The organism is Stenotrophomonas maltophilia (assembly GCF_900186865.1).
Taxonomy (GTDB): domain Bacteria; phylum Pseudomonadota; class Gammaproteobacteria; order Xanthomonadales; family Xanthomonadaceae; genus Stenotrophomonas; species Stenotrophomonas maltophilia.
Map to the genome: position 1 here is coordinate 2,427,944 of NZ_LT906480.1, position 20,044 is coordinate 2,447,987.

Below are 20,044 nucleotides of genomic sequence, written 5' to 3' on the forward strand. Positions count from 1 at the left end.
CCATGCCCCGCGGGAGCCGGGCGCGGGCTCGGCTACAGGGGGGCGTTGTCGCTGGGCGGTGGGCTCTGCGCCAGTTCCACCCGCGGCCGGGGCAGGTCGTGCAGTTGCATGAAGCGCGCCGCATCCACCGGGCGGCCGAGCAGGTAGCCCTGCAGGTAATCGCAGCCCAGCCGCTCCAGGTAGGCGCGCTGGGCGGCGGTTTCCACGCCTTCGGCGACGATGTCCATGTCCAGCGCGTGGCCCAGCGCCACGATGGCCGAGACGATCACCACATCCTCGGCACTGTGCTCCAGATCGCGCACGAAGGCGTGGTCGATCTTGATTTCGGTGGCCGGCAACCGCTTCAGGTACAGCAGGCTGGAATAGCCGGTGCCGAAGTCATCGATGGAGATGCCTACGCCCAGCGCCGACAGCGCCTGCAGCAGGCGCAGGCTGGTGTCGGTATCGCGCATCACCGTGCTTTCGGTGATTTCCAGCACCAGGTGGCGCGGGGCGATGTTGTGGCGTTCGATCACCGCGCGCACATCCTGCAGCAGGTGCGGCGAACTGAACTGCACCGGCGACAGGTTCACCGACATCGACCAGCCTTCGTGACCGGCATCGTGCCAGCGCCGCAGCTGCAGGCAGGCCTGGTCCAGCGCCCAGCGCCCGATCTCGTTGATCGCGCCGCTGCGCTCGGCCAGGCGGATGAACCGATCGGGCGGAATCAGGCCATGCTCCGGATGGTGCCAGCGGATCAACGCTTCGGCACCGGCCACCTTCTGCGTGGCCACGCGGATCTTGGGCTGGTAGTGCAGGAACAGCTGCTCGCTGCCGATGGCGCGGCGCAGGTCGGCCAGCAGCCGGAACTGTTGTTCGGCGCTGTCATTCATCCAGTCGGCGAACAGCACGAAGGCGTTGCGCCCGGATTCCTTCGCCTGGTACATCGCCGCGTCGGCAAAGGCCATCAGCTGCCGCTCGCTGGCGGCGTGATCCGGGCAGATCGCCACGCCGATGCTGGCGGTTACCTGCAGTTCGTTGTCCGGCAGCAGCGGTCCACTGCCGACCGCCTGCAGGATGCGCCGGGCGAGGGTTGGCAGATCCTCATCGTGCTCGATGCGCACCACCAGCACGAACTCGTCGCCGCCCAGGCGCGCCAGCATGTCATGGGGGCGCAGCAGCTGGCGGGTGCGCTCGGCCACCGCCACCAGCAGTGCGTCACCCGCCTGGTGGCCATAGGCGTCGTTGACCTGCTTGAAACCGTCCAGGTCCATGAACATCACCGCGAAGCGGCTGCCGCCCTGTTCGGCCTCGGCCAGTGCCTGCACGATGCGGCGCTGCAACAGCAGGCGGTTGGGCAGGCGGGTGAGCGGATCATGCAACGCGGCCTGGGTCAGTTCCTGCTGCGCATCGGTCAACGAAGTGCTCAGCATGGAATTGCGCAGCCGCAGCAGCTGCGCCTCCACCCGCTGGTCCAGCCAGGACACCACCAGCACCACCGCGAGGATCGCGACCGTCAGCACCACTACCAGCATCGCCAGCCACTCGTTCTGCAGGCCATCGCCGACCGCCGCGCCGCAGATGCTGCCTTCCGGAAAGCGTGCGGCGGCCATGCCGGTGTAGTGCATGCCAACGATGGCCAGCCCGAGCAGGCCAGCGGCTGCCAGCCGGTCGCCGACACGGGTGCGCTGCGCGCGCAGGCGGAATGCCACATACAACGCAGTCCATGAGGCGGCGACCGCCACGATCAGCGAGAACAGCAGCCAGCCCGGGTCATAGTCGATGCCGGGTTGCATGCGCATCGCCGCCATGCCGACGTAGTGCATGCCGGCAATGCCGGTACCCATCAGCAATGCCCCGCCGGCCAGGCGTGGGTGCGGCAGGGTGCGCAGCGAAACCAGCCACAGCGCGAACACCGATGAGGCGATGGCCAGGGCCAGGGAGAGCAGGGTGATCGGCAGGTCGTAGCCGAGCGGAATGGGCAGGTCGAAGGCGAGCATGCCGATGAAGTGCATCGACCAGATGCCCAGGCCCATGGCGAAGCCACCACCGAGGCGCCACCACCAGGCCGCGCCCTTGCCGGGTGCGGTGACCGTGCGCCCGGCCATCGCCAGCGCGGTGTATGACGCCATCACGGCAACCAGCAACGAGATCGCCACCAGCCACGGGTTGTACGTGCCTACCAGCATTCGTCAGTCTCCCGGACCTGCCTGTCGACGGAAACCACGGTGGGGCATGCATGAGGCAGGCCGACGCAGGGCGGCGGCCACGTGCGGCATCCCCCCGGTTGCCGCGCATTCACTCTAGCGCGCAGACCCGGGGGAAGGGCAAGCAGTAAAACGTGATGATCGGGTCAGTGTGTGACCGCGTCCGCAGCCTGGAAGGCGGCATCGAACAGGCGCTGTACCGGCGGGCCCATTTCCCCGGCCAGCAGGGCCAGCAGGAACAGGCCCAGCAGCAGTGAGACCGGCAGGCCCAGCTGGATCGGATTCAGTGCCGGGGCAGCACGCGCCAGCACGCCGAAGGCGAGGTTCACCGCCAGCATCGCCACGGTCAGTGGAATGGCCAGGGTCAGTGCGCCGCGCAGCACGGTCAGCAGGAAGGTCGGAGCGATGCTGAAGAAGGCGTGCGGGTCCGGCAGCGGGGCGCCGATCGGCAGCGCCCGGTAGCTGTCCACCACCAGCGAGATCAGCGCCAGATGGCCGTTGGCAGTGAAGAACAACAGGCCGAACAGCAGGTAGAACCACTGTCCGATCACGCCGGAGGTGCCGCCACGAAGCGGGTCGCTCATCTGCGCGAAGGCCAGGCCGGTGCCCTGGGCGATCAGTTCGCCGGCCATCGCGCCGGCCTCGAACACCAGCCGCAGCAGGAAGCCGATGGACACGCCGATGGCCAGCTCGCGGGCGATGGTCAGTACGGTGGCAGCATCGAAGCCGGTCCAGTCCGGAACCGGCGGCAGCAGCGGTGCCAACGCGATGGCAAGGGTACCGGCCAGGATCACGCGGATCCGTGCCGGCACCGCACGGGTGCCGACCATGGGCATGGCCATGGCCACCGCGCCGATGCGCAGCATGGTCCACAGCACGGTGCCGATCATGCCAAAGGCCTGCAGGCCTTCGGCAGCCATCTGGGTGGCGGCGTCCATCGAGGCGCGTGTCCTAGCCGATCAGGTGTGGAATGCGCTGGAACAGCAGCGTGGTGAATTCAACCAGGTGGCCGATCAGCAGGCTGCCGAGCGCGAACAGCACCGCGGTCAGTGCCGCCGCCTTGGCAACGAAGGCGATGGTCGGTTCGTTGAGCTGGGTCGCGGCCTGCACCACGCCCACCACCACGCCCACCACCAGCACGGTGAGCAGCAGCGGGCCGGCCACCCACAACACGGTGATCAGGCCGCCACGCAGTTCGGTCAAGGCAAGTTCGGGAGACATTCGGGGTCCATCTGCTTGTGTGGAGTCGAGCCGCGCTCGACTGTGCTTCTGTAGAGCCGAGCCATGCCCGACTACCTCTCAATCACGCCGGATTGAAGCTCGCCGCCAACGTACCCACGGTCAGCACCCAGCCATCCACCAGCACGAACAGCAGGATCTTGAACGGTGCCGACACCAGCATCGGCGACAGCATCATCATGCCCATCGACATCAGCACGCCGGCCACGACCAGGTCGATGATCACGAACGGGATGAAGATCAGGAAGCCGATCTCGAAAGCGGTTTTCAGCTCGCTGGTGACGAACGATGCGACCAGCACCGGGAACGGGATGGCGTCGGGGCTGGCGTAGGTGCCGTGCCCGGCGATGCCGGCGAAGGTCATCAGGTCGGTCTCCCGGATCTGCGCCAGCATGAAGCCGCGCAACGGCGTGGTGGTCAGCGTCCAGGCGGTCTGGAAGTCGATCTCGCCATTGAGGTACGGCGCCATGCCGGTGCTCCAGGCCTTGTCCCAGGTCGGCATCATCACCATCGCGGTGAGGAACAGGGCCAGGCCCAGCAGCACCTGGTTGGACGGGGTCTGCCCGGTACCCAGCGCCTGGCGCAGCAGGCCCAGCACGATGATGATGCGGGTGAACGAGGTCAGCACCAGCAACATCGACGGGATCAGGGTGATCGCCGTCATCAGCAGCAGGGTCTGCAGCGGCAGGCTGACCGGCGCACCTCCGATCTTGCCGACGTTGATGTCCGGCAGTGGCGTGGTCGGTGCGCCGGGTGCAGCGCAGGCCAGTGCCGGCAACAGGCACAGGGCGAGCATCAGCAGCCACGGCATCAGGGTGGCAAGACGGGTACGGGTGACACGCATGTCAGGGGTCCTTGCGCAGCCGCTGCTGCAGCAGCTGGGCGAAATTCGGAAGATTCTTGAAGTCCGGCACGCGCACGGGCGCGGGCGGCGGCAGCGGTTCGGGCAGGGTGTGCAGGGTGTTGATGCCGCCGGCGGTGACGCCCAGCAGCAGCTGCTGGCCGTTGACCTCGACCACCACCACGCGCTCCTTGGCACCGACACTCAGGCTGGCCACCACCTTCATGCCTTCGGCCGGGCGGAAACCACTGCCGGGCAGGCGCTTGAGCAGCCAGCCGAGGCCGATGACCAGCGCCAGCACTGCCAGCAGCGCCAGCACCGCGCCGAACAGGCTCGGTGCGGCGGCTGCGTGCTGGCCGATCTGCGGGCCGGCCGGAGCGGCGGTCTTGCCGACCGCCAGCAGGGCGGAGGCCAGCAGGCTCAACGCAGTCTCCGGATCCGCTCGCTCGGGCTGACCACATCGGTCAGGCGCACGCCGAAGCGGTCATTGATCACCACCACTTCGCCATGGGCGATCAGGGTGCCGTTGACGAACACATCCAGCGACTCGCCGGCACCACGTTCCAGTTCCACCACCGAACCCTGGTTGAGCTGCAGCAGGTTGCGGATCGGCAGGCGCGCGCGACCGACTTCCAGCGACAGCGTCACCGGTACGTCGAGGATCACGTCCAGGTTCAGGTCCGGGCCGTTCGCCTCATCGGCCTGCAGGCTGCTGAACTGGGCCGGAGTGGGTTCGAGGGCGTCGATATCGTTCATTGCGGGTCTTCCTGGATGACGGGTACGCGCGGGCGGGTGCCCGGCGGATGGGTAGCGGTGATCTTCACGGCGTTCATGCCGTTGGCGATGCCGAACTCGCCGGTGAACACCGGGATGTTCTCCACGCACACCGGCACCTGCGGGCTCAGCTCGATCGGCAGGATGTCGCCGACCTTCAGCTGGGTCAGGTCACGCAGGGTCATGCGCTTGCTGGCCAGTACGCTGGACAGGGTGACTTCGGCGATGTTGAGCTGTTCACGCAGGGTCTTGCCCCAGCTCTCGTCGCGGTCGTTGCGGTCGCTCTGGATGCCGGCGTCGAGCAGCTCGCGGATCGGCTCCAGCATCGAATACGGCAGGGTGACGTGGATGTCGCCACCGCCGCCATCGAGTTCGACGTGCAGGCGGCACACCACCACGTATTCGCGCGGCGTCACGATGTTGGCGAAGTGCGGGTTGATCTCCGAGTTGATGTACTCGAAGTCGACGTCCATCACCGGTGCCCAGGCCTCGCGCAGGTCGGCGAAGGTCTGCTTGAGCAGCAGGTGGATCACCCGCATTTCGGTGGCGGTGAACTCGCGGCCTTCGATGCGGGTGGGGTAGCGCCCGTCGCCACCGAAGAAGTTGTCGACGATGGCGAACACCAGGGTCGGCTCGAACACGATCAGGCCGGTACCGCGCAGCGGCTTGAAGCGGATCAGGTTCAGGTTGGTCGGCACATACAGCGAGTGCATGTAGTCGTTGAACTTGATCAGCTCGATGCCGCGCACCGACAGCTCGGCCGAGCGGCGGATCAGGTTGAACAGGCCGATCCGCCACAGGCGCGCGAAACGCTCGTGGACCATTTCCAGGGTCGGCATGCGACCGCGGATGATGCGGTCCTGGCTGGCGAAGTCGTACGAGCGCGCTTCGCCTGACGGCGGTTCCGGATCGGTTTCGACCGCGCCGCTGTCCACGCCGTGGAGCAGGGCATCGATCTCGTCCTGGGACAACAGATCATTCATCGGTGGGCCCTTACTGGGTCACGAAGCTGGTGAACAGCAGGTCGTCGGCACCATTGCTGCCGGTCTCGGCCTTTAGCACTTTCTGCACTTCGGCCAGCGACGCAGCCTGCAGCTTCTGCTTGCCGGCGACATCGGCGATCTGGTCCGGGCTGACCTGCGAGAACAGCATCAGCAGGCGTGCGCGGATGGCGGGTGCATGGGTCTTGATCGCTTCCAGCGCAGCCGGGTCACGGGTCATCAGCTGCACTTCCAGCTGCAGGTAGCGCGGACCGTCGACCGGGCCGTTGAGGTTGACCACGAATGCGGGGTCCAGCGCGAAGTACTGTGCCGGTGCCGGAGTGCTGGCCTTCTTCGGCGCCTGCGCGGCCTTGTCTTCGTGCTTGGACTGGGTGAAGAACCAGACGCCGCCACCGGCGGCAGCGGCGGCCAGTACGGCCACCAGCGCGGTGATCAGGATCGGACTGCGCGGCTTGGCGGCCTTGTCCTTCTCGGCGGTCTTCTTGGTTTTGTCAGCGGCTGCGGCCACGGGGTGAAGCTCCTGAGGGTTGCTTCACCGGGATATGCAAGGGGTGTGCCGAAGGCGGGGCAGAGGGGTGCGACGGAATTCCGTCGGGGGGCGGTGGGGCCGTGCGGAGCAAGCTCCGCACCCACCAACGCGATACTGGCCGGTGCGGCTCCATTGCCCCGGTGCCCTGATGGGCGCCAACCGCCCCGCCCTGGTGGGTGCCAACCTTGGTTGGCACGCCTGTCAGGCGTAGGCGTCCAGCAACCCGCGCTGGCGGATCAACTGCGCGGACGACACGTTGGTGTCGCCGGGCGACGGTTCTCCGTCACCGGCGGTCCCACCGTTGCCAGATGCTCCCGACGCATTGCCGTCGCCCCCCGGGGCCTGGTGGCCAACATCAGCGTGTGCCAGCTGGAAGCCCTGTTCGCCCAGCAGCTCGCGCAGGCGCGGCAGGCTGCTTTCCAGAGCCTGTCGCACGTCCACGTGCGGGCTGCTGAAGCTGGCGTGCACCTTGTCGCCGTTCAACTGCAGGCGAACATCCACCGGGCCCATGTCATCCGGGCTCAGGCGGATATGGGCGTGGCCGATTTTCTGGTCGGCCAGCCAGCCCAGGCGTGCGCCAATGGCCTGGTCGAAGCCGTCGTCACCCAGCACCGGCTTCGGTGTGGGTTCGCCATTGAAGATCGCGTTGCCGGTGGCGAGCGCCGCCTTCAGGTCCTGTACGGCGGCCCCCGCCGGTGCATGCAGCAGTGGTGCACTGGCGCGGTCGCCAACGGCGGCCACGTCACTGCCTTCGCCGCGCTCGCTGCGCTTGCCGGGCAGGATCATCTCCGGCAGTGGCAGCGCGCTGGCATCGCCCGCGCTGGTCGCCGCCGGTTTGCCGTCGGCCGTCGCTGCGGCGGCCGCTGCTGGGGCAGTTGCAGGCAGTGCCGGATTCGCGGCAGGGGCAACGGGCAGTGCGCTGCCGTCGCTGGCCTGCGACGGTGCAGCGGTGGTCGGCAGGGCAGCGGCCGCATCCACGGGCGTCGGCATCGCCAGCACCAGGCCGGCCAGACCGAGCGGCGGCCAAGGGGCGTCTTCGGTCGCGGCGGGCTTGTCCTTGTCGGTAGCGGGTGCAGCCGGGGTCACGGCAACGGGCGGCAGCGGCGGCGCTTCAGCGGTTACCGCTTCGGCGTCGCTACGTTCGCCTGGTGCCTGGCCACTGCTGTCAGTGGTCGACGGCTGGCTCGACGTGGATGGCGACGGCGTGGTGGCGCTGCCGGCAGGGGCGGGTGCAGAGGGCGCGCCATCCTGCAGCAGCTGGCTGAAGTCCTTTCCGCCTTCGCTGCGCGGGGCGCGCGCCGCACTGTTGCTGGTGGCCGGCGTGGCAGGGTTGGCGCTGCCGGCGAGTGGGGAGGGCATCACGAGCGACCTCCCTGCTCGGTGCCGTCCTGGTCTTCGGCCTGGACCAGGCGCGCGCGGCGCGCACCGATATCGTCCATCTCGCGCTGGTCGCGGCGGTCGGTCACCACTTTTTCCTGCGCGCGATAGCTCGCGGCCAGCTGTTCCAGCACGGCCTTGTCACGGCTGGCCAGGATCAGCCGGGCGCGCTCGGCTTCCACCTTTTCGCGGTTGCCATTGACCGTGGCCTGCTGCTGTTCGACGGCACTGTCCAACCGGTCGAGGAAAGCGCGTCGGTTCAGCAGCTGCGCCGGGCTGGTGGCGGCCATCTGAGCGTTGGCGTACTCCTCGGCGTAGCGGCGCAGTTCGTCCAGTCGCGATAGATGGGTATCGAGCACGCGCTGGCGTTCGGCCAGGTCGCGGGCAACCGCGTCCTCGTGTTCCTGGGCCCGCTTGAGCAGGGGATCAATGCGCTTGGACTGGTTCATGGCTTAATTCTCTTGTTCCACCAGGCGCTGCAGCGCCGCCTGGCTGTGCGGGAGATCTGCGGCCTTGGTAACGTCCTGGCCGAGGAACTCCATGATTTCCGGCCAGCGTTCCAGGGCTTCGTCGGTGGCCGCGTCGTTGCCGCGCTGGTAGGCACCGATGGCGATCAGGTCACGGTTGGCCGAGTAGGCCGAGACCAGTCGCTTCAATTTGCGGATGCGCAGGCGCCACGGCTCGTCGGCGATTTCCGTGACCACGCGGCTGACCGACGATTCAACGTCGATGGCCGGGTACAGGCCGCTGTCGGCCACGCGCCGCGAGAGCAGGATGTGGCCGTCGAGGATCGCGCGCGCCGCATCGGCGATCGGGTCCTGCGGATCATCGCCTTCGGTCAGCACCGTGTAGAACGCAGTGATCGAGCCACGGCCCTTGGCGCCATTGCCGGCGCGTTCGACCAGTGCCGGCAGCTTGGCGAACACCGACGGCGGGTAGCCGCGGGTGGTCGGCGGCTCGCCCACCGACAGGCCGATCTCGCGCTGTGCCTGGGCAAAGCGGGTCAGCGAGTCCATCAGCAGCAGCACGTTCAGTCCCTGGTCGCGGAACCATTCGGCGATGGCGGTAGCGCGGTAGGCACCGTGCAGGCGCGCCAGCGGCGGCCGGTCGGCGGGACTGGCCACCACCACGGCGCGGCGCAGGCCTTCCTCGCCCAGCGTGGTCTCGACGAAATCGCGCACTTCGCGGCCACGTTCACCGATCAGGCCGACCACGATCACGTCGGCGGCGGTGTAGCGGGTCATCATGCCCAGCAATGTCGACTTGCCGACGCCGGAGCCGGCGAACAGGCCGACGCGCTGGCCGCGGCCGATCGGCAGCAGCGCGTTGATCGCGCGCACGCCCACGTCCAGCGGCTGGGTGATCGGTTCGCGCGCCAGTGGATTGATCGACACGCCGGCCATGCCGACATGGCCTTCGGCGCGGATCGGGCCCTTGCCGTCCAGCGGCACGCCATCGCTGTCGATGACGCGGCCAAGCAGGCCTTCGCCCACTTCCACGCCACCGCGGCGCGCCGATGGCACCACCCGCGCATTGGGCAACAGGCCATGCAGCTCGGCACTGGGCATCAGGTAAGTGCGCTCGCCGGCGAAGCCGACCACTTCGGCATCGACCCAGCCGCCGTCGACCACTTCCACCTTGCAGCTGGCCCCTAGCGGCGCCTCGCAGCCGACGGCTTCCAGGGTCAGTCCGACTGCGCGGCGCAGCACGCCTTCGCGGATCAGGCCACGGCCATGGGCGGTATCCACGCGCAGTCCATCGAGCCGACGGGCCAGGCGCAGGTTGCGGGCCATGGCCCAGTCGGCCGGTGGCGGCGTCGGCTGCGGATCGGGGTTCATGCATTGGCTCCGGTCTGGCGGATCACCGCGTCCAGCGCGCCGCGCAGGCGGGCTTCCAGGGTGCCGTCGATGCGCACGGCTTCGGCGTGCACGCGTAGATCGCCGCGGCTGAGGCTGGTGTCTGGCACCAGGCGCTGTTGTGGCGGCAGGCTCAACAGCGGGGCGAGGGCGGCGATGTCATCCGGATGCAGTCGCACTTCGACCTCGCGGGTGCTGCCACCCACCGCGTCGATGGCCTCACCGACCAGCTGTGCCAGCAGTGCCGGGTCAGCTTCATAGGCGCGGCCGACCAGCGCACCGGCGATGCGTACCGCCAGCTCGCCCAGTGCGCCGACCACTTCGTTCTCGAGCCGCACCAGGGGGCGGCTGAAGTTGTCGAGGATGCCTTCGATCTGCGCGGCGAGGCGACGCACTTCGGCCTGGCCCTGGCCGTAACCTTCGGCATGGCCGTGCTGGAAGCCTTCCTTCTCGGCGCTGTCCTGGATGGCCTGGATTTCCTCCAGGGTCGGCAGCTGCAGCGGCGGCTCCGGCTCGTGTTCCGGGTCCGGCTCAGTGAGTTCGAACGCATCCTCCTGCTCCAGCACCGGTTCGGGCTGGGCCAGCAGGTCCGGGGCAAGCCAGCGCACGACGTTGCTCACAGCATGGCCTCCGCGCTGCCACCGATGGTGACGGTGCCCTCATCGGCCATGCGCTTGACGATGGCCAGGATCTCGCGCTGCGCGCCTTCCACGTCGGACAGGCGCACCGGGCCGCGGGCTTCCATGTCTTCCAGCAGGATTTCGGCCGCGCGCTGCGACATGTTGCGGGTGATCTTGTCGCGCACCTTGATGTCGGCACCGCGCAGGGCCAGGCCCAGGCGCTCGCCGCTCACTTCGCGCAGCACCAGCTGCATTTCGCGGTCATCCAGGTCGACCAGATCGTCGAACACGAACATCAGGTCCTGGATGCGGTTGCTCAACGGCGCATCGATGCGGGCGATTTCGCCCAGGATCGCCTGGTCCTGGCCGCTGTCCATGAAGTTCAGGATGTTGGCCGCGCACTGCACGCCGCCGATGTTGGACGATTTCAGGTTCTGGTTGCCGGCGAACTGGCGCTCCATGATCTCGTTGAGTTCATTGAGTGCGTTCGGCGGAATGCCGTCGAGGGTGGCGATGCGCAGCAGCACGTCCACGCGGGTACGGTCCGGCAGCAGTTTCAGCGCGTCGGCGGCCTGGTCGGTTTCCAGGTGCGCCATCACGATGGCGATGATCTGCGGGTGCTCGTTGCGCACCAGGTCGGCCACCGCACGCGGGTCCATCCACTTCAGCGCGTCCAGGCCGGTGGTGTTGCGGCCCAGCAGGATGCGGTCGATCAGGTTGCCGGCCTTCTCGCTGCCCAGCGCCTGCACCAGCATGTTGCGGATGTAGTCGTCCGAGCCCACGCCCAGCGAGGTCTTCGAGCCCAGCTCCTGGCCGAACTGGTCCATCACCCGTTCCACCTGCTCGCGGGTGATGTCGGTCATGGTGGCCATGGCGATGCCGATCTTCTGCACTTCCTTGGGTTCCATGTGGCGCAGCACTTCGGCCGCATCCAGCTCACCCAGGGACAGCAGCAGCACGGCCGCGCGCTGTACGCCGGTCAGTTGTGCCTCAGTCATTGGCCACCCAGCCCTTGACTACCTGGGCCACGCGCTTGGAGTCGGTCTTCACGGCTTCACGCGCCATCCGCAGTCGTTCCTCATAAGAATCCACCGGCAGGGCCAGTGCGTCTGGTCCGGCCAGGCTGGCCCGGTCGGCGCCCAGCGCCGGCAGCGGCATGCCATCGTCATCGACCAGCTGCACATCCGCGGTATGCGGTTCCAGTGCCGGTTCGTCGTTCTTCTTGTTCTGGCCGGTGATCGCACGCAGTGCCGGGCGCAGCACACCGAACAGCAGCGCCAGCACCACCACCGCGCCGAGCAGCATGCGGCCGGCATCGTGCACCCACGGCAGTTCCCACCAGGCCGGCCCTTCGACCGGCGTGGTATCCCGCACGAACGGGGCATTCATCACCGACACGGTATCGCCACGCTCGGCGTTGAAGCCGACGGCCTGCTTGACCAGCGCTTCGACGCGGGTCAGTTCGGCGGCCGACAGCGGCTGTGGGCTCATCTTGCCGTTGGCGCCGGCGCGCGGCACGTTGTCCACCAGCACCGCCACCGAGACGCGCTTGATGCGGCCTGCCGGCTGGCGGGTGTGCTGCAGGGTGCGGTCCAGCTCGTAGTTGCGGGTGGCGTTCTTGCTGCTTTCGGTCGGGGTCTGCGCGGTGGCCGGTGCAGCCTGCTGGCCCGGCGGGCTGTTGCTGGTCGCACCCGGCACACCCTGCGGGCCAGGGGTGCTGGTGGTGTTCTCGCTCATCTGCTCGCTGCGCAGCTTCTGCGGCTCACCGTTGTAGAGCTCGCGGGCCTCCTCGGTCACCGAGAAATCCATGTCCACGCTCACTTCCGGGTTGACGCGGCCAGGGCCGGTCATCGGTTCCAGCAGCTCGCGGATGCGCTGGTTGAACGAGGTTTCCTGGCGGCGCACCTGCTCGAACTGGGCAGCGTTGACCGCCGCGTCGCTGTTCGGGTCGGTGATGCTGAGCATGCGCCCACTCTGGTCGACCACGGTCACCCGCTCCGGCGCGAGATCCGGGATGCTGGCCGCAACCATGTGCACGATGGCATCCACCTGACTGCGTTCCAGCTGCTGGCCACCACGCAGTTCCAGGGTGACCGAGGCACTGGCTACGTCGCGCTGGCGGGTGAAGGCGCTGGGCTTGGGAATGGCCAGGTGCACGCGCGAATCGCGCACCGGGCGCAGCGTGTTGATGGTGCGCGACAGTTCGGTTTCCAGCGCGTGCTGGTAGCGCGCGCTTTCGACGAACTGGCTGACGCCGAAGCCCGGGTCGCGTTCCATCAGCTCGAAGCCGAGCTTGCCACTGTCGGTCAGGCCGGAACCGGCCAGCTTCAGGCGGGCGTCGTGCAGGTTCTTTTCCGGCACGGTGATGCCACCGGTGGCCGGGTCGAGCGCGAACGGAATCTGCGCGGCGCGCAGCAGGTCGGTCGCTTCAGCGGTGGCCTTCTGGTCCAGGCCCGTGTACAGCGGGACCATGCCCGGCTTCTGCGACCAGAAGAACACGGACAGGCCTGCCGCCACCGCCACCGCGATCATCGCCATCAGGCCCAGCCGACGGGTGATCTGCAGGCTCTGCAGGCGGTCGAACCATTGCCCGGCCTTTTCGGCGTTCAGGCTGTCCTTGGAGAGCGTCAGTGCCATGCGTCTCTATTCCTTACAGCGGCATGTTCATCACGTCCTGGTAAGCCTGGACGAGACGGTTGCGGACTTCCACGGTGGCGCGGAAGGCGATCTGGGACTGCTGCGAGGCGACCATCACCTTGGCGAGGTCGGCGCTGGGGTCGCCCATTTCGAAGGCCTTGGCGAGGGCGCCGGACTTCTGTTGCGCATCGTTGACGCCGGCAATCGCACCACGCAGGGTTTCGGTGAAGCTGGCCGGCTGGGCCTGCGGTGCATCCAGCACCGTGCCCGGCAGGGCGTTGCTGCGAGGCGTTTCGCCCAGCGGGTTGAGCGCCGGCTGTCCCATCTGGGTCTGATAGGAGCGGATCTGCGAAAGGATCGAAGTGACGGAGTGGGACATCTGCAACGGTTCCAGAAACAGGGATGGGGTTGTCTGCTGTAGCCAGTGCAAGTGCCGTGCCGAAACCGGTTTTCGATTCAGTGAAGTGAGGGTTGGGGGTGCTGGCAGGGCTGCGCCCTGCACCCGCCGACGGCACGTCAACATCAACGTCAAAATCGGGCTATCCGTGGGGTGGCGGGGTGGGTCCGGTCACGGGGGACGCCGTAAATCCGTCCATGGAGGCTCGGTCGCGCCATCCATGGCGCTCACGCCCCCGCAACCGGACCCACCCCGCCTTCGACAGTGGGCCGCGATCTGTTGGAACCTGCTGCTGATGGTGCTTCTGATGGTGCTTCTGATGATGGTGGGTGCCGACCGTTGGTCGGCACGGGGTCGGATCCCGTTGCGACGCAACGGGCTCTGACCCCATTGGTGGCGCCATTTAACCGGCGTCGGTTTTCTGGCCTGGGGCTGCAGGGTCCATCGGCCGGAATTCTGGCGCTGGTCGAGCGTGGCGGGCGGGGTGCAGCCGGTGGCGGTGGCAATGCCGGGGCAGAGCAGGGCGGCGAGCAGGGTGAGGCGATGCATGGTGGAGCCTCGTTGGGAGATCCCACTCCATCCTCCGGAACGCGGCAACGTTGCCTGTAGGAATTCGTGCAGATGCGCGGCGTTGTCAGCGCGCGGCCACGGTCTCTATCCACGCATGACGTGGATCTACTGACGTCGTGCAGCGGCGCCAGAAACACCAACGCCCGGGCAAGCCCAGGCGTTCGTGCCCCCTTCATGCTGGTAGCGCGCTTCAGCCGGCCAGTTCGGCCTGCTCGCGCTCGATGCCGTACTTGCGCAGCTTTTCCACCAGGGTGGTGCGGCGCAGGCCGAGCAGCTGGGCGGCGTGGGCGACCACGCCCTGGGTGCGTTCCAGTGCTTCGTTGATCAGGCCCAGTTCGATGTTGGCCATGTGGTTGCGCAGGTCCATGCCTTCGTCGGGCAGGGCGGCCGGTGCCGCCGGGCGATTGACGGCGATGCCGTGCTCCAGCGCCGGCTGGTTGCCGCTGCCGGGCGTGTGGAACGAGAAGCTGCGCAGGTCCAGTCGCTCTTCGCTGGTGGCGGGCTGTGCCGGCGTCGGCGTAGCGACGGCGGCCAGCGCGGCATCGCCACGGTAGCGGGCCGGCAGGTCCTGTACGCGCACCGATCCACCCGGATGCAGCACGGCCAGGCGCTCGACCAGGTTGGTCAGCTCGCGCACGTTGCCCGGCCACTCGTAGCCGGCCAGTGCCTGCAGGGCTTCCGGGGTGAAGCGCACTTCGCCACGGCCGGTTCGTGCCAGCTGTGCGGCGATGGTTTCCACCAGTGCCGGCAGGTCCTCGCGGCGCTCGCGCAGGGCGGGCACGTCGATCGGGAACACGTTGAGGCGGTAGAACAGATCCTCGCGGAACTTGCCTTCGGCGATGCGGGTTTCCAGGTCGCGATGGGTCGCGGCCACGACGCGAACATTGCAGCGGATGGTCTGGTTGCCACCGACGCGCTCGAAGCTGCGTTCCTGCAGCACGCGCAGCAGCTTCACCTGCATCGGCAGGCTCATGTCGCCAATTTCGTCCAGCAGCAGGGTGCCGCCTTCGGCCATCTCGAAGCGGCCCTTGCGCGCGGTCAATGCGCCGGTGAAGGCACCCTTTTCGTGACCGAACAGTTCGCTTTCCAGCAGGTCGGCCGGAATGGCGCCGCAGTTGATCGCCACGAACGGGCCATCACGGCGCGGCGAGCGCTGGTGGATGGCGCGCGACACGACTTCCTTGCCGGTACCGGATTCACCCAGCACCAGTACGGTGGTATCGAACGCGGCAACCTGCTCGATCATCGTGCGCAACGCAGTCACCGCCGGGCCGTTGCCGGTCGGTCCCTGCTCCTGCGCGGCGCCGGCCTGGTGCTCGGCGTCCAGGCGCTTGAGGCTGGCGCGGCGCAGCAGCGCTTCCATCTGCGCGTGGCGCAGCGGCGTCTCCAGCGGCCAGATGTTGGCTTCGTGCAGGCCGTGCTGCTGCGCGAAGGCTGCGGCATCACCGTCGGCCAGCAGTACCGGCGGTGGCAGGCTGCTGCCGCCCAGCCAGTTGTAGAGTGCGGTGCTGGCGGCGTTGTCGTCCAGGCTGCCGACGATCACTGCCATCCAATCGTTCTGGCGCTGCCGGCCCAGATCGAAGTCGGCCGCGTCGGAGACCCAGCGCGGGTTGAAGTCCATGAACTCCAGCAGGGCAACGGTGCGCTCTGCACGCACGGCGTCGTTGTCCAGCACAAGGATGCGCGATTCGCTCACGACTGTTCCTCCCTGAGGCCTTCCAGGATCGGCATGACTTCCTGGATGTAGGACAGCTTGCTGACGAAATTGTCGGCACCGGCACGCAGCGCGTGCTCGCGGTGCTCGGCGTCGTCGAAGTGGCTGGCGATCACGATGTACGGTGCGTCGTCCTGCGACTTGATCAGGCGGGTGGCCTGCAGGCCGCCCATCTCAGGCATTGCCAGATCCATCAATACGACCTGCGGGCGCAACGTTTCCGAACGCTCGATCGCTTCCAGGCCGTTGCCGGCGCTGCCGACGATCTGCAGCCAGTCGATCTTGCGGAAGTGGCGCATTGCCGCGTTGATGAAGCCCTCGTGGTCATCGACCAGCAGGACGGTAAGCTTGTTCATGTGCAACATCCTTTTCAGCCCACCCGGGCCAGCTGTGGTTGCCTGGCGCCGAGCCGGCGCCGTTCACGGGCCGGGGCGATGTCCAGTTGTTCCCGGTATTTTGCGACGGTTCGGCGGGCAATGTTCACCCCCTGGCGTGACAACAGGCCGGCGATCGCCTCATCGGCCAGTGGCCGACCGGCCGGTTCGGCGTCGATCAGGCGGCGGACCATGGCCTTGACCGCCTGCCCGGAGACGCTGGCGCCTTCCAGTCGGACGGCGAAGAAATGCTTCAGTTCGAAGGTGCCGCGCGGGGTCTGCAGGAACTTGCCGGTGGTGATGCGCGAGACGGTGGACTCGTGCATGCCGATTTCCTCGGCCACTTCCTTCAGGGTCAGCGGTGCCATGGCTTCCTCGCCACGCACCAGGAACGCGGCCTGGCGCTCGACGATTACCCGCGCGGTGCGCAGCAGGGTGTCGTAGCGCATCGACAGGCCGCGGCTGAACCAGCGCGCTTCCTGCAGCATCTCGCGCAGTGCCGGGGCGGCCTCACTGGTCTCTGCCAGCGCCTGTTCGTACTGGCTGTTGATGGAGACGCGGCGACTGGTGGCCGGGTTCAATGCCACCTTCCACTGGCCATCGGCGTGCCAGGCGACCACATCCGGAACCACAACGGCATTGCGTTCCGGCAGCAGGCTGTCGCCTGGGCGTGGCTGCAGCGACAGGATCAGGCGTACCGCTTCGCGCACGTCGTCGATCTCGGCGTCGTGCTGGCGGGCGAGGGCGGGGTAATCATGTGCGGCCAGCGCATCGAGTGCGCCGTGCAGGATGCGCGTGGCCAGGTGGCGGGCGGGCACCGCGCCGTGCAGGCTGCGCAGCTGCGCCTGCAGGCCCTCGCGCAGGTCCTGGGCGGCCATGCCGGCCGGGTCGCCGTGCAGCAGCTGCTGGCGGATGGCTTCGACGCCGTCGGCGTCGATGTCGAACTGGGCGCTGGCCAGCAGCTGCAGCTGGCCCAGTGGCGCCTGCAGGTAGCCAGCCTCGTCGCAGTGGTCCAGCCAGAATGCGGCCACTGCCAGCTGGCGGTCATCCATGTCCAGCGACAGACGCTGCAGCACGCGCAGCTGCGGGTCGGTGGATTCGCCGGCGGCGATGCGCGCCATGCGGTCGTCGTCGCCGTCCTGCCAGCTGGCGCCGGCCACGTCCCACATCGACGACTCGGGCAGCTCGTCGAACGCGGCAGTTTCCAGCGTCGCGGTGGCAACGTCGGTGGCGTCGACGGCCGGTGCTTCGGGCTCTTCGATTTCCAGCAGGGGATTGGAGTCCAGCAGGCGCTGGATTTCCTGTTCCAGGTGCAGGCCATCAAGCTGCAGCAGCCGGATCGACTGCAGCAGCTGCGGGGTGAGGTGAAGTTGTTGGCCCAGCTGGGTCGAGAGTGCAGCCTTCATCGTGGTTCCCCGGCGCCGCTCCCCGGCGCCTTGTGGAACGCATCTTGCTTTTGATCCGGCGGGGGCGGAATCGGGGGGTTCCTGAGGGACTTCGTGAATTTCCTTACGGCGTGTAGGGATATTCCCTACAGTGGCGCGGAATGTTGACGATGATCGCTGCTAAGTTGCTGATTTCCGGTGCAAGGCCGGGATTGATCGGGCTGCACCGTGTACGGATTCCTGTCGGGGAGTGTCGGGCTGACGGGAATTCGACGCTGGGTGCGGGTTGGCTGCGTCGGCTGTCGATAGAGACGATCACCGGTAGAGTCGACTGTCAGTCGACTGCTCTCCGATCAGACCAAGGAAAAGTCCCGCGCTCCGCGCGCAAGTCGACTGACAGTCGACTCTACCAACAGCCCACTCTACCCAGCCATCGCTTGGTCACGCCGAGGCTGGCGCTTACTCCAGCTCGTGCTGATGGCGCGCGGCCAACAGCAGCAGATCGTTGGCGCGACGGCAGCCCAGTGACTCCATCATGCGTGCGCGGTGGGTTTCCACTGTCTTGACGCTGATGCCGAGGTCGGCGGCGATTTCCTTGTTGCTCTCGCCCTTGCCGATGCGGCGCAGGATCTCGCGCTGGCGCGGCGACAGTGCGGCGATGCCGGTGGGCTTCTCGCGGCCCAGCATCGGTGCCAGCATCTTGGCGGAGATCTGCGGGCTCAGGAACACCTGGCCGGCATGCGCCGCGCGAAGCGCCAGCTCCAGTTCCTGCGGCGCCGCATCCTTGACCACGAACCCGACCGCGCCGCGGTCGAGGGCATCGCGCACGTGCGCGGCGTCGTCGTGCATGGTCATCATCACCACCCGGGTACCGGGCGCGCGCAGCCGGATATCGCTTAGCGCTTCCAGACCCGTACGGCCAGGCAATGACAGGTCCATCAGGACCACGTCCGGGGCGTGCTGCAGGGCCAGCTGCAGCGCCTGTTCGGCGTTGCTGGCCTCTGCAACCAGCTGCACGTCGGCAAACCCCTGCAGCAGCCGCGCCAGGCCGGCGCGGACCAGGGTGTGATCGTCGACGATGAGAACTCGCACAGGCACGCAGCAGGTCCGTGTAGGGGAGTCCACCTTAACTTAGCTGAACAGGCGCGCCAAGGCTTGCCCGCCAAGCGTGATGGTGGCAGGTTTCAGCGCGCCCGGCGTGCCTCGGCCACCTGGCGCCGGTGCAGGCGGAACAGGTGGCGCTCCATGGCCATTTCCAGGCCATCGCCAAGGCGCTGGAAGCGCAGCCACAGATAGTGGCCGCCGCCGCCATCGGCCGCTTCGGCGATCACTTCCACGGGCAGATCGATATGGTCGGGCAGCCAGTCACTGGGCTGCAGGCGCACCAGGCCTGCCTGGCCGGGGCTGGCGCCGCTGCGCGGGCCCAGCTGCAGGCGGATGCCGCGGCGAGACCAGCGCACGGGGCGCAGGGTCAGTTCCTCGCCCTGCTGGCGTACCAGACGGCCGAGCAGCACCATCGCCAGATCCAGCTTGGCTTCCAGCCGCTGCAGCTGCAGGCTGGACTCATTGCGGTCGTCATGCTCGTCGACGCGGCTGTCCTCGACCAGGGCCAGGCTGCGCAGCAGGCCTTCGGCACTGCTGGTACGACCAGCGGCGCTGCCCGCCTGGAACTCGGCCGGCAGGGCCAGCTCGCAGCTGAGCGTTTCGTCGAACAGCTCGCTTTCGGCCGGGTGATGCAGCGACGTGGTCGGCAATTGGGTCATGCCAGCGATTCTGCCTGCAGGTAGGCATGCGCCGCGCGAAGGGAGCGCTGGCCATCGTTCATCAGTGCGGCGACCGCATCACGGCGCTGGCGGAGCAGGCCGAGCAGATTCTGCTGGCGTTCGAACAGCGCGGTCAGCGGTGCGTGGTCGGCGGCGGTCAGCGGCTGGCTGAGCAGCGCATGCAGCGTGCTGTCGTGACCGTCGAGCAAGCTGTCGGCCTGGTCAAGAGACTCTTGGCCCAGGGCCTTCTCGAAGGCGTCCAGCTGGGCGTGCAGTTCGTGCAGGCTCATGGCGCCACCGCGGCCGGGCGGCGCTGTTCCTGCGGGATTGCATTCCAGGCGCTGTCGATCTCGCCCAGCAGCTGCAGCGACTCATCCAGCGCGGCGCGGTCGTTGTGCAGGTTGGCCTCGGTCAGGCGCTGCAGCACATAGTCATACAGCGCCGACAGATTTCCGGCGATCTCGCCGCCGGCTTCATGGTCCAGCGAGCCGTTGAGGTGGCCGACGATCGCACAGACCTCGCCGATCGCCTTGCCTTTGCCGGCCTGGTCGCCACGCTCGAGGCTGGCCAGGGCACGCCGCACGCGCTCCAGCGCGCCGGCCAGCAGCATCGCCACCAGCTTGTGCGGATCGGCATCGGCGACCGCACTGGTCACTCCCACCTGGCGGTACTGCTCGGCATATTGACGGCTGGAACCGTACATTCGTGATTCTCCTTGCGCGGGGTGCCGCCGGCAGGTCGTGGGGACCGTTACCGGCGGTGCGGCGTTGATTGCTGTTGC

22 protein-coding genes are annotated in these 20,044 nt (G+C 67.8%); all 22 read right to left on the minus strand.

The window, feature by feature from the left end; genetic code table 11:
* Nucleotides 1–32 precede the first annotated feature (32 nt).
* The 22 genes from CKW06_RS11675 to fliS all read right to left on the minus strand — a co-directional run bounded on the left by CKW06_RS11675 (nucleotide 33) and on the right by fliS (nucleotide 19,966).
* The gene (locus CKW06_RS11675) at nucleotides 33–2,168 is read right to left on the minus strand and encodes a putative bifunctional diguanylate cyclase/phosphodiesterase (protein ID WP_024957807.1); all 2,136 of its coding nucleotides are present in this window, start codon (nucleotides 2,166–2,168) and stop codon (nucleotides 33–35) included.
* A gap of 164 nt (nucleotides 2,169–2,332) precedes the next feature.
* On the minus strand, nucleotides 2,333–3,124 hold the full coding sequence (gene fliR / locus CKW06_RS11680; protein ID WP_024957806.1) for a flagellar biosynthetic protein FliR: 792 nt from the start codon (nucleotides 3,122–3,124) through the stop codon (nucleotides 2,333–2,335).
* A 13-nt stretch (nucleotides 3,125–3,137) separates the two neighbouring features.
* Nucleotides 3,138–3,407: a flagellar biosynthetic protein FliQ gene (locus tag CKW06_RS11685; protein WP_005413254.1), complete on the minus strand. Its 270-nt coding sequence runs from the start codon at nucleotides 3,405–3,407 to the stop codon at nucleotides 3,138–3,140.
* An 82-nt stretch (nucleotides 3,408–3,489) separates the two neighbouring features.
* Nucleotides 3,490–4,269, minus strand: coding sequence for a flagellar type III secretion system pore protein FliP (fliP, locus tag CKW06_RS11690; protein ID WP_024957805.1), 780 nt, complete (start codon nucleotides 4,267–4,269; stop codon nucleotides 3,490–3,492).
* Nucleotide 4,270: 1 nt separating this feature from the next.
* Nucleotides 4,271–4,690 carry a flagellar biosynthetic protein FliO gene (gene fliO, locus CKW06_RS11695; protein WP_032964062.1) on the minus strand — a complete coding sequence of 140 codons (420 nt, stop codon included), beginning with the start codon at nucleotides 4,688–4,690 and terminating at the stop codon, nucleotides 4,271–4,273.
* Complete coding sequence (gene fliN / locus CKW06_RS11700) at nucleotides 4,687–5,022, minus strand: flagellar motor switch protein FliN (protein WP_005409543.1); 336 nt, start codon at nucleotides 5,020–5,022, stop codon at nucleotides 4,687–4,689. The genes fliO and fliN overlap by 4 nt, the downstream gene beginning before the upstream one ends.
* Complete coding sequence (fliM, locus tag CKW06_RS11705) at nucleotides 5,019–6,023, minus strand: flagellar motor switch protein FliM (RefSeq protein ID WP_005409544.1); 1,005 nt, start codon at nucleotides 6,021–6,023, stop codon at nucleotides 5,019–5,021. The genes fliN and fliM overlap by 4 nt, the downstream gene beginning before the upstream one ends.
* A 10-nt stretch (nucleotides 6,024–6,033) precedes the next feature.
* Nucleotides 6,034–6,549 carry a flagellar basal body-associated FliL family protein gene (locus tag CKW06_RS11710; RefSeq protein WP_024957803.1) on the minus strand — a complete coding sequence of 172 codons (516 nt, stop codon included), beginning with the start codon at nucleotides 6,547–6,549 and terminating at the stop codon, nucleotides 6,034–6,036.
* A gap of 222 nt (nucleotides 6,550–6,771) precedes the next feature.
* Nucleotides 6,772–7,929 carry a flagellar hook-length control protein FliK gene (locus CKW06_RS11715; RefSeq protein WP_024958228.1) on the minus strand — a complete coding sequence of 386 codons (1,158 nt, stop codon included), beginning with the start codon at nucleotides 7,927–7,929 and terminating at the stop codon, nucleotides 6,772–6,774.
* Complete coding sequence (gene fliJ / locus CKW06_RS11720; RefSeq protein WP_005413256.1) at nucleotides 7,929–8,396, minus strand: flagellar export protein FliJ; 468 nt, start codon at nucleotides 8,394–8,396, stop codon at nucleotides 7,929–7,931. The genes CKW06_RS11715 and fliJ overlap by 1 nt, the downstream gene beginning before the upstream one ends.
* A gap of 3 nt (nucleotides 8,397–8,399) precedes the next feature.
* On the minus strand, nucleotides 8,400–9,785 hold the full coding sequence (locus CKW06_RS11725; protein WP_024958227.1) for a FliI/YscN family ATPase: 1,386 nt from the start codon (nucleotides 9,783–9,785) through the stop codon (nucleotides 8,400–8,402).
* On the minus strand, nucleotides 9,782–10,423 hold the full coding sequence (locus CKW06_RS11730; RefSeq protein ID WP_005409549.1) for a FliH/SctL family protein: 642 nt from the start codon (nucleotides 10,421–10,423) through the stop codon (nucleotides 9,782–9,784). Before CKW06_RS11730 ends, CKW06_RS11725 begins: the two co-directional genes overlap by 4 nt.
* A complete protein-coding gene (fliG, locus tag CKW06_RS11735) occupies nucleotides 10,420–11,406 on the minus strand; it encodes a flagellar motor switch protein FliG (RefSeq protein WP_024958226.1) in 987 nt (328 codons plus the stop codon). The genes CKW06_RS11730 and fliG overlap by 4 nt, the downstream gene beginning before the upstream one ends.
* Nucleotides 11,407–11,413: 7 nt before the next feature.
* Nucleotides 11,414–13,060 carry a flagellar basal-body MS-ring/collar protein FliF gene (fliF, locus tag CKW06_RS11740; protein WP_024958225.1) on the minus strand — a complete coding sequence of 549 codons (1,647 nt, stop codon included), beginning with the start codon at nucleotides 13,058–13,060 and terminating at the stop codon, nucleotides 11,414–11,416.
* A 13-nt stretch (nucleotides 13,061–13,073) separates the two neighbouring features.
* Nucleotides 13,074–13,439: a flagellar hook-basal body complex protein FliE gene (gene fliE / locus CKW06_RS11745; protein WP_005409552.1), complete on the minus strand. Its 366-nt coding sequence runs from the start codon at nucleotides 13,437–13,439 to the stop codon at nucleotides 13,074–13,076.
* A 778-nt stretch (nucleotides 13,440–14,217) separates the two neighbouring features.
* Nucleotides 14,218–15,723, minus strand: a complete 1,506-nt coding sequence (locus tag CKW06_RS11755) for a sigma-54 dependent transcriptional regulator (protein WP_024958556.1) — start codon at nucleotides 15,721–15,723, stop codon at nucleotides 14,218–14,220.
* A complete protein-coding gene (locus CKW06_RS11760; RefSeq protein WP_005409556.1) occupies nucleotides 15,720–16,097 on the minus strand; it encodes a response regulator in 378 nt (125 codons plus the stop codon). Before CKW06_RS11760 ends, CKW06_RS11755 begins: the two co-directional genes overlap by 4 nt.
* 14 nt (nucleotides 16,098–16,111) lie before the next feature.
* Nucleotides 16,112–17,521, minus strand: coding sequence for an RNA polymerase factor sigma-54 (rpoN, locus tag CKW06_RS11765; RefSeq protein WP_024958557.1), 1,410 nt, complete (start codon nucleotides 17,519–17,521; stop codon nucleotides 16,112–16,114).
* 438 nt (nucleotides 17,522–17,959) lie between these two features.
* Complete coding sequence (locus CKW06_RS11770) at nucleotides 17,960–18,592, minus strand: response regulator (protein ID WP_005413261.1); 633 nt, start codon at nucleotides 18,590–18,592, stop codon at nucleotides 17,960–17,962.
* A gap of 92 nt (nucleotides 18,593–18,684) precedes the next feature.
* Nucleotides 18,685–19,263 carry a PilZ domain-containing protein gene (locus CKW06_RS11775; RefSeq protein WP_024958558.1) on the minus strand — a complete coding sequence of 193 codons (579 nt, stop codon included), beginning with the start codon at nucleotides 19,261–19,263 and terminating at the stop codon, nucleotides 18,685–18,687.
* A complete protein-coding gene (locus CKW06_RS11780; RefSeq protein ID WP_024958559.1) occupies nucleotides 19,260–19,553 on the minus strand; it encodes a hypothetical protein in 294 nt (97 codons plus the stop codon). The genes CKW06_RS11775 and CKW06_RS11780 overlap by 4 nt, the downstream gene beginning before the upstream one ends.
* A complete protein-coding gene (fliS, locus tag CKW06_RS11785) occupies nucleotides 19,550–19,966 on the minus strand; it encodes a flagellar export chaperone FliS (RefSeq protein ID WP_005409561.1) in 417 nt (138 codons plus the stop codon). Before fliS ends, CKW06_RS11780 begins: the two co-directional genes overlap by 4 nt.
* Between the last annotated feature and the right edge of the window lie 78 nt (nucleotides 19,967–20,044).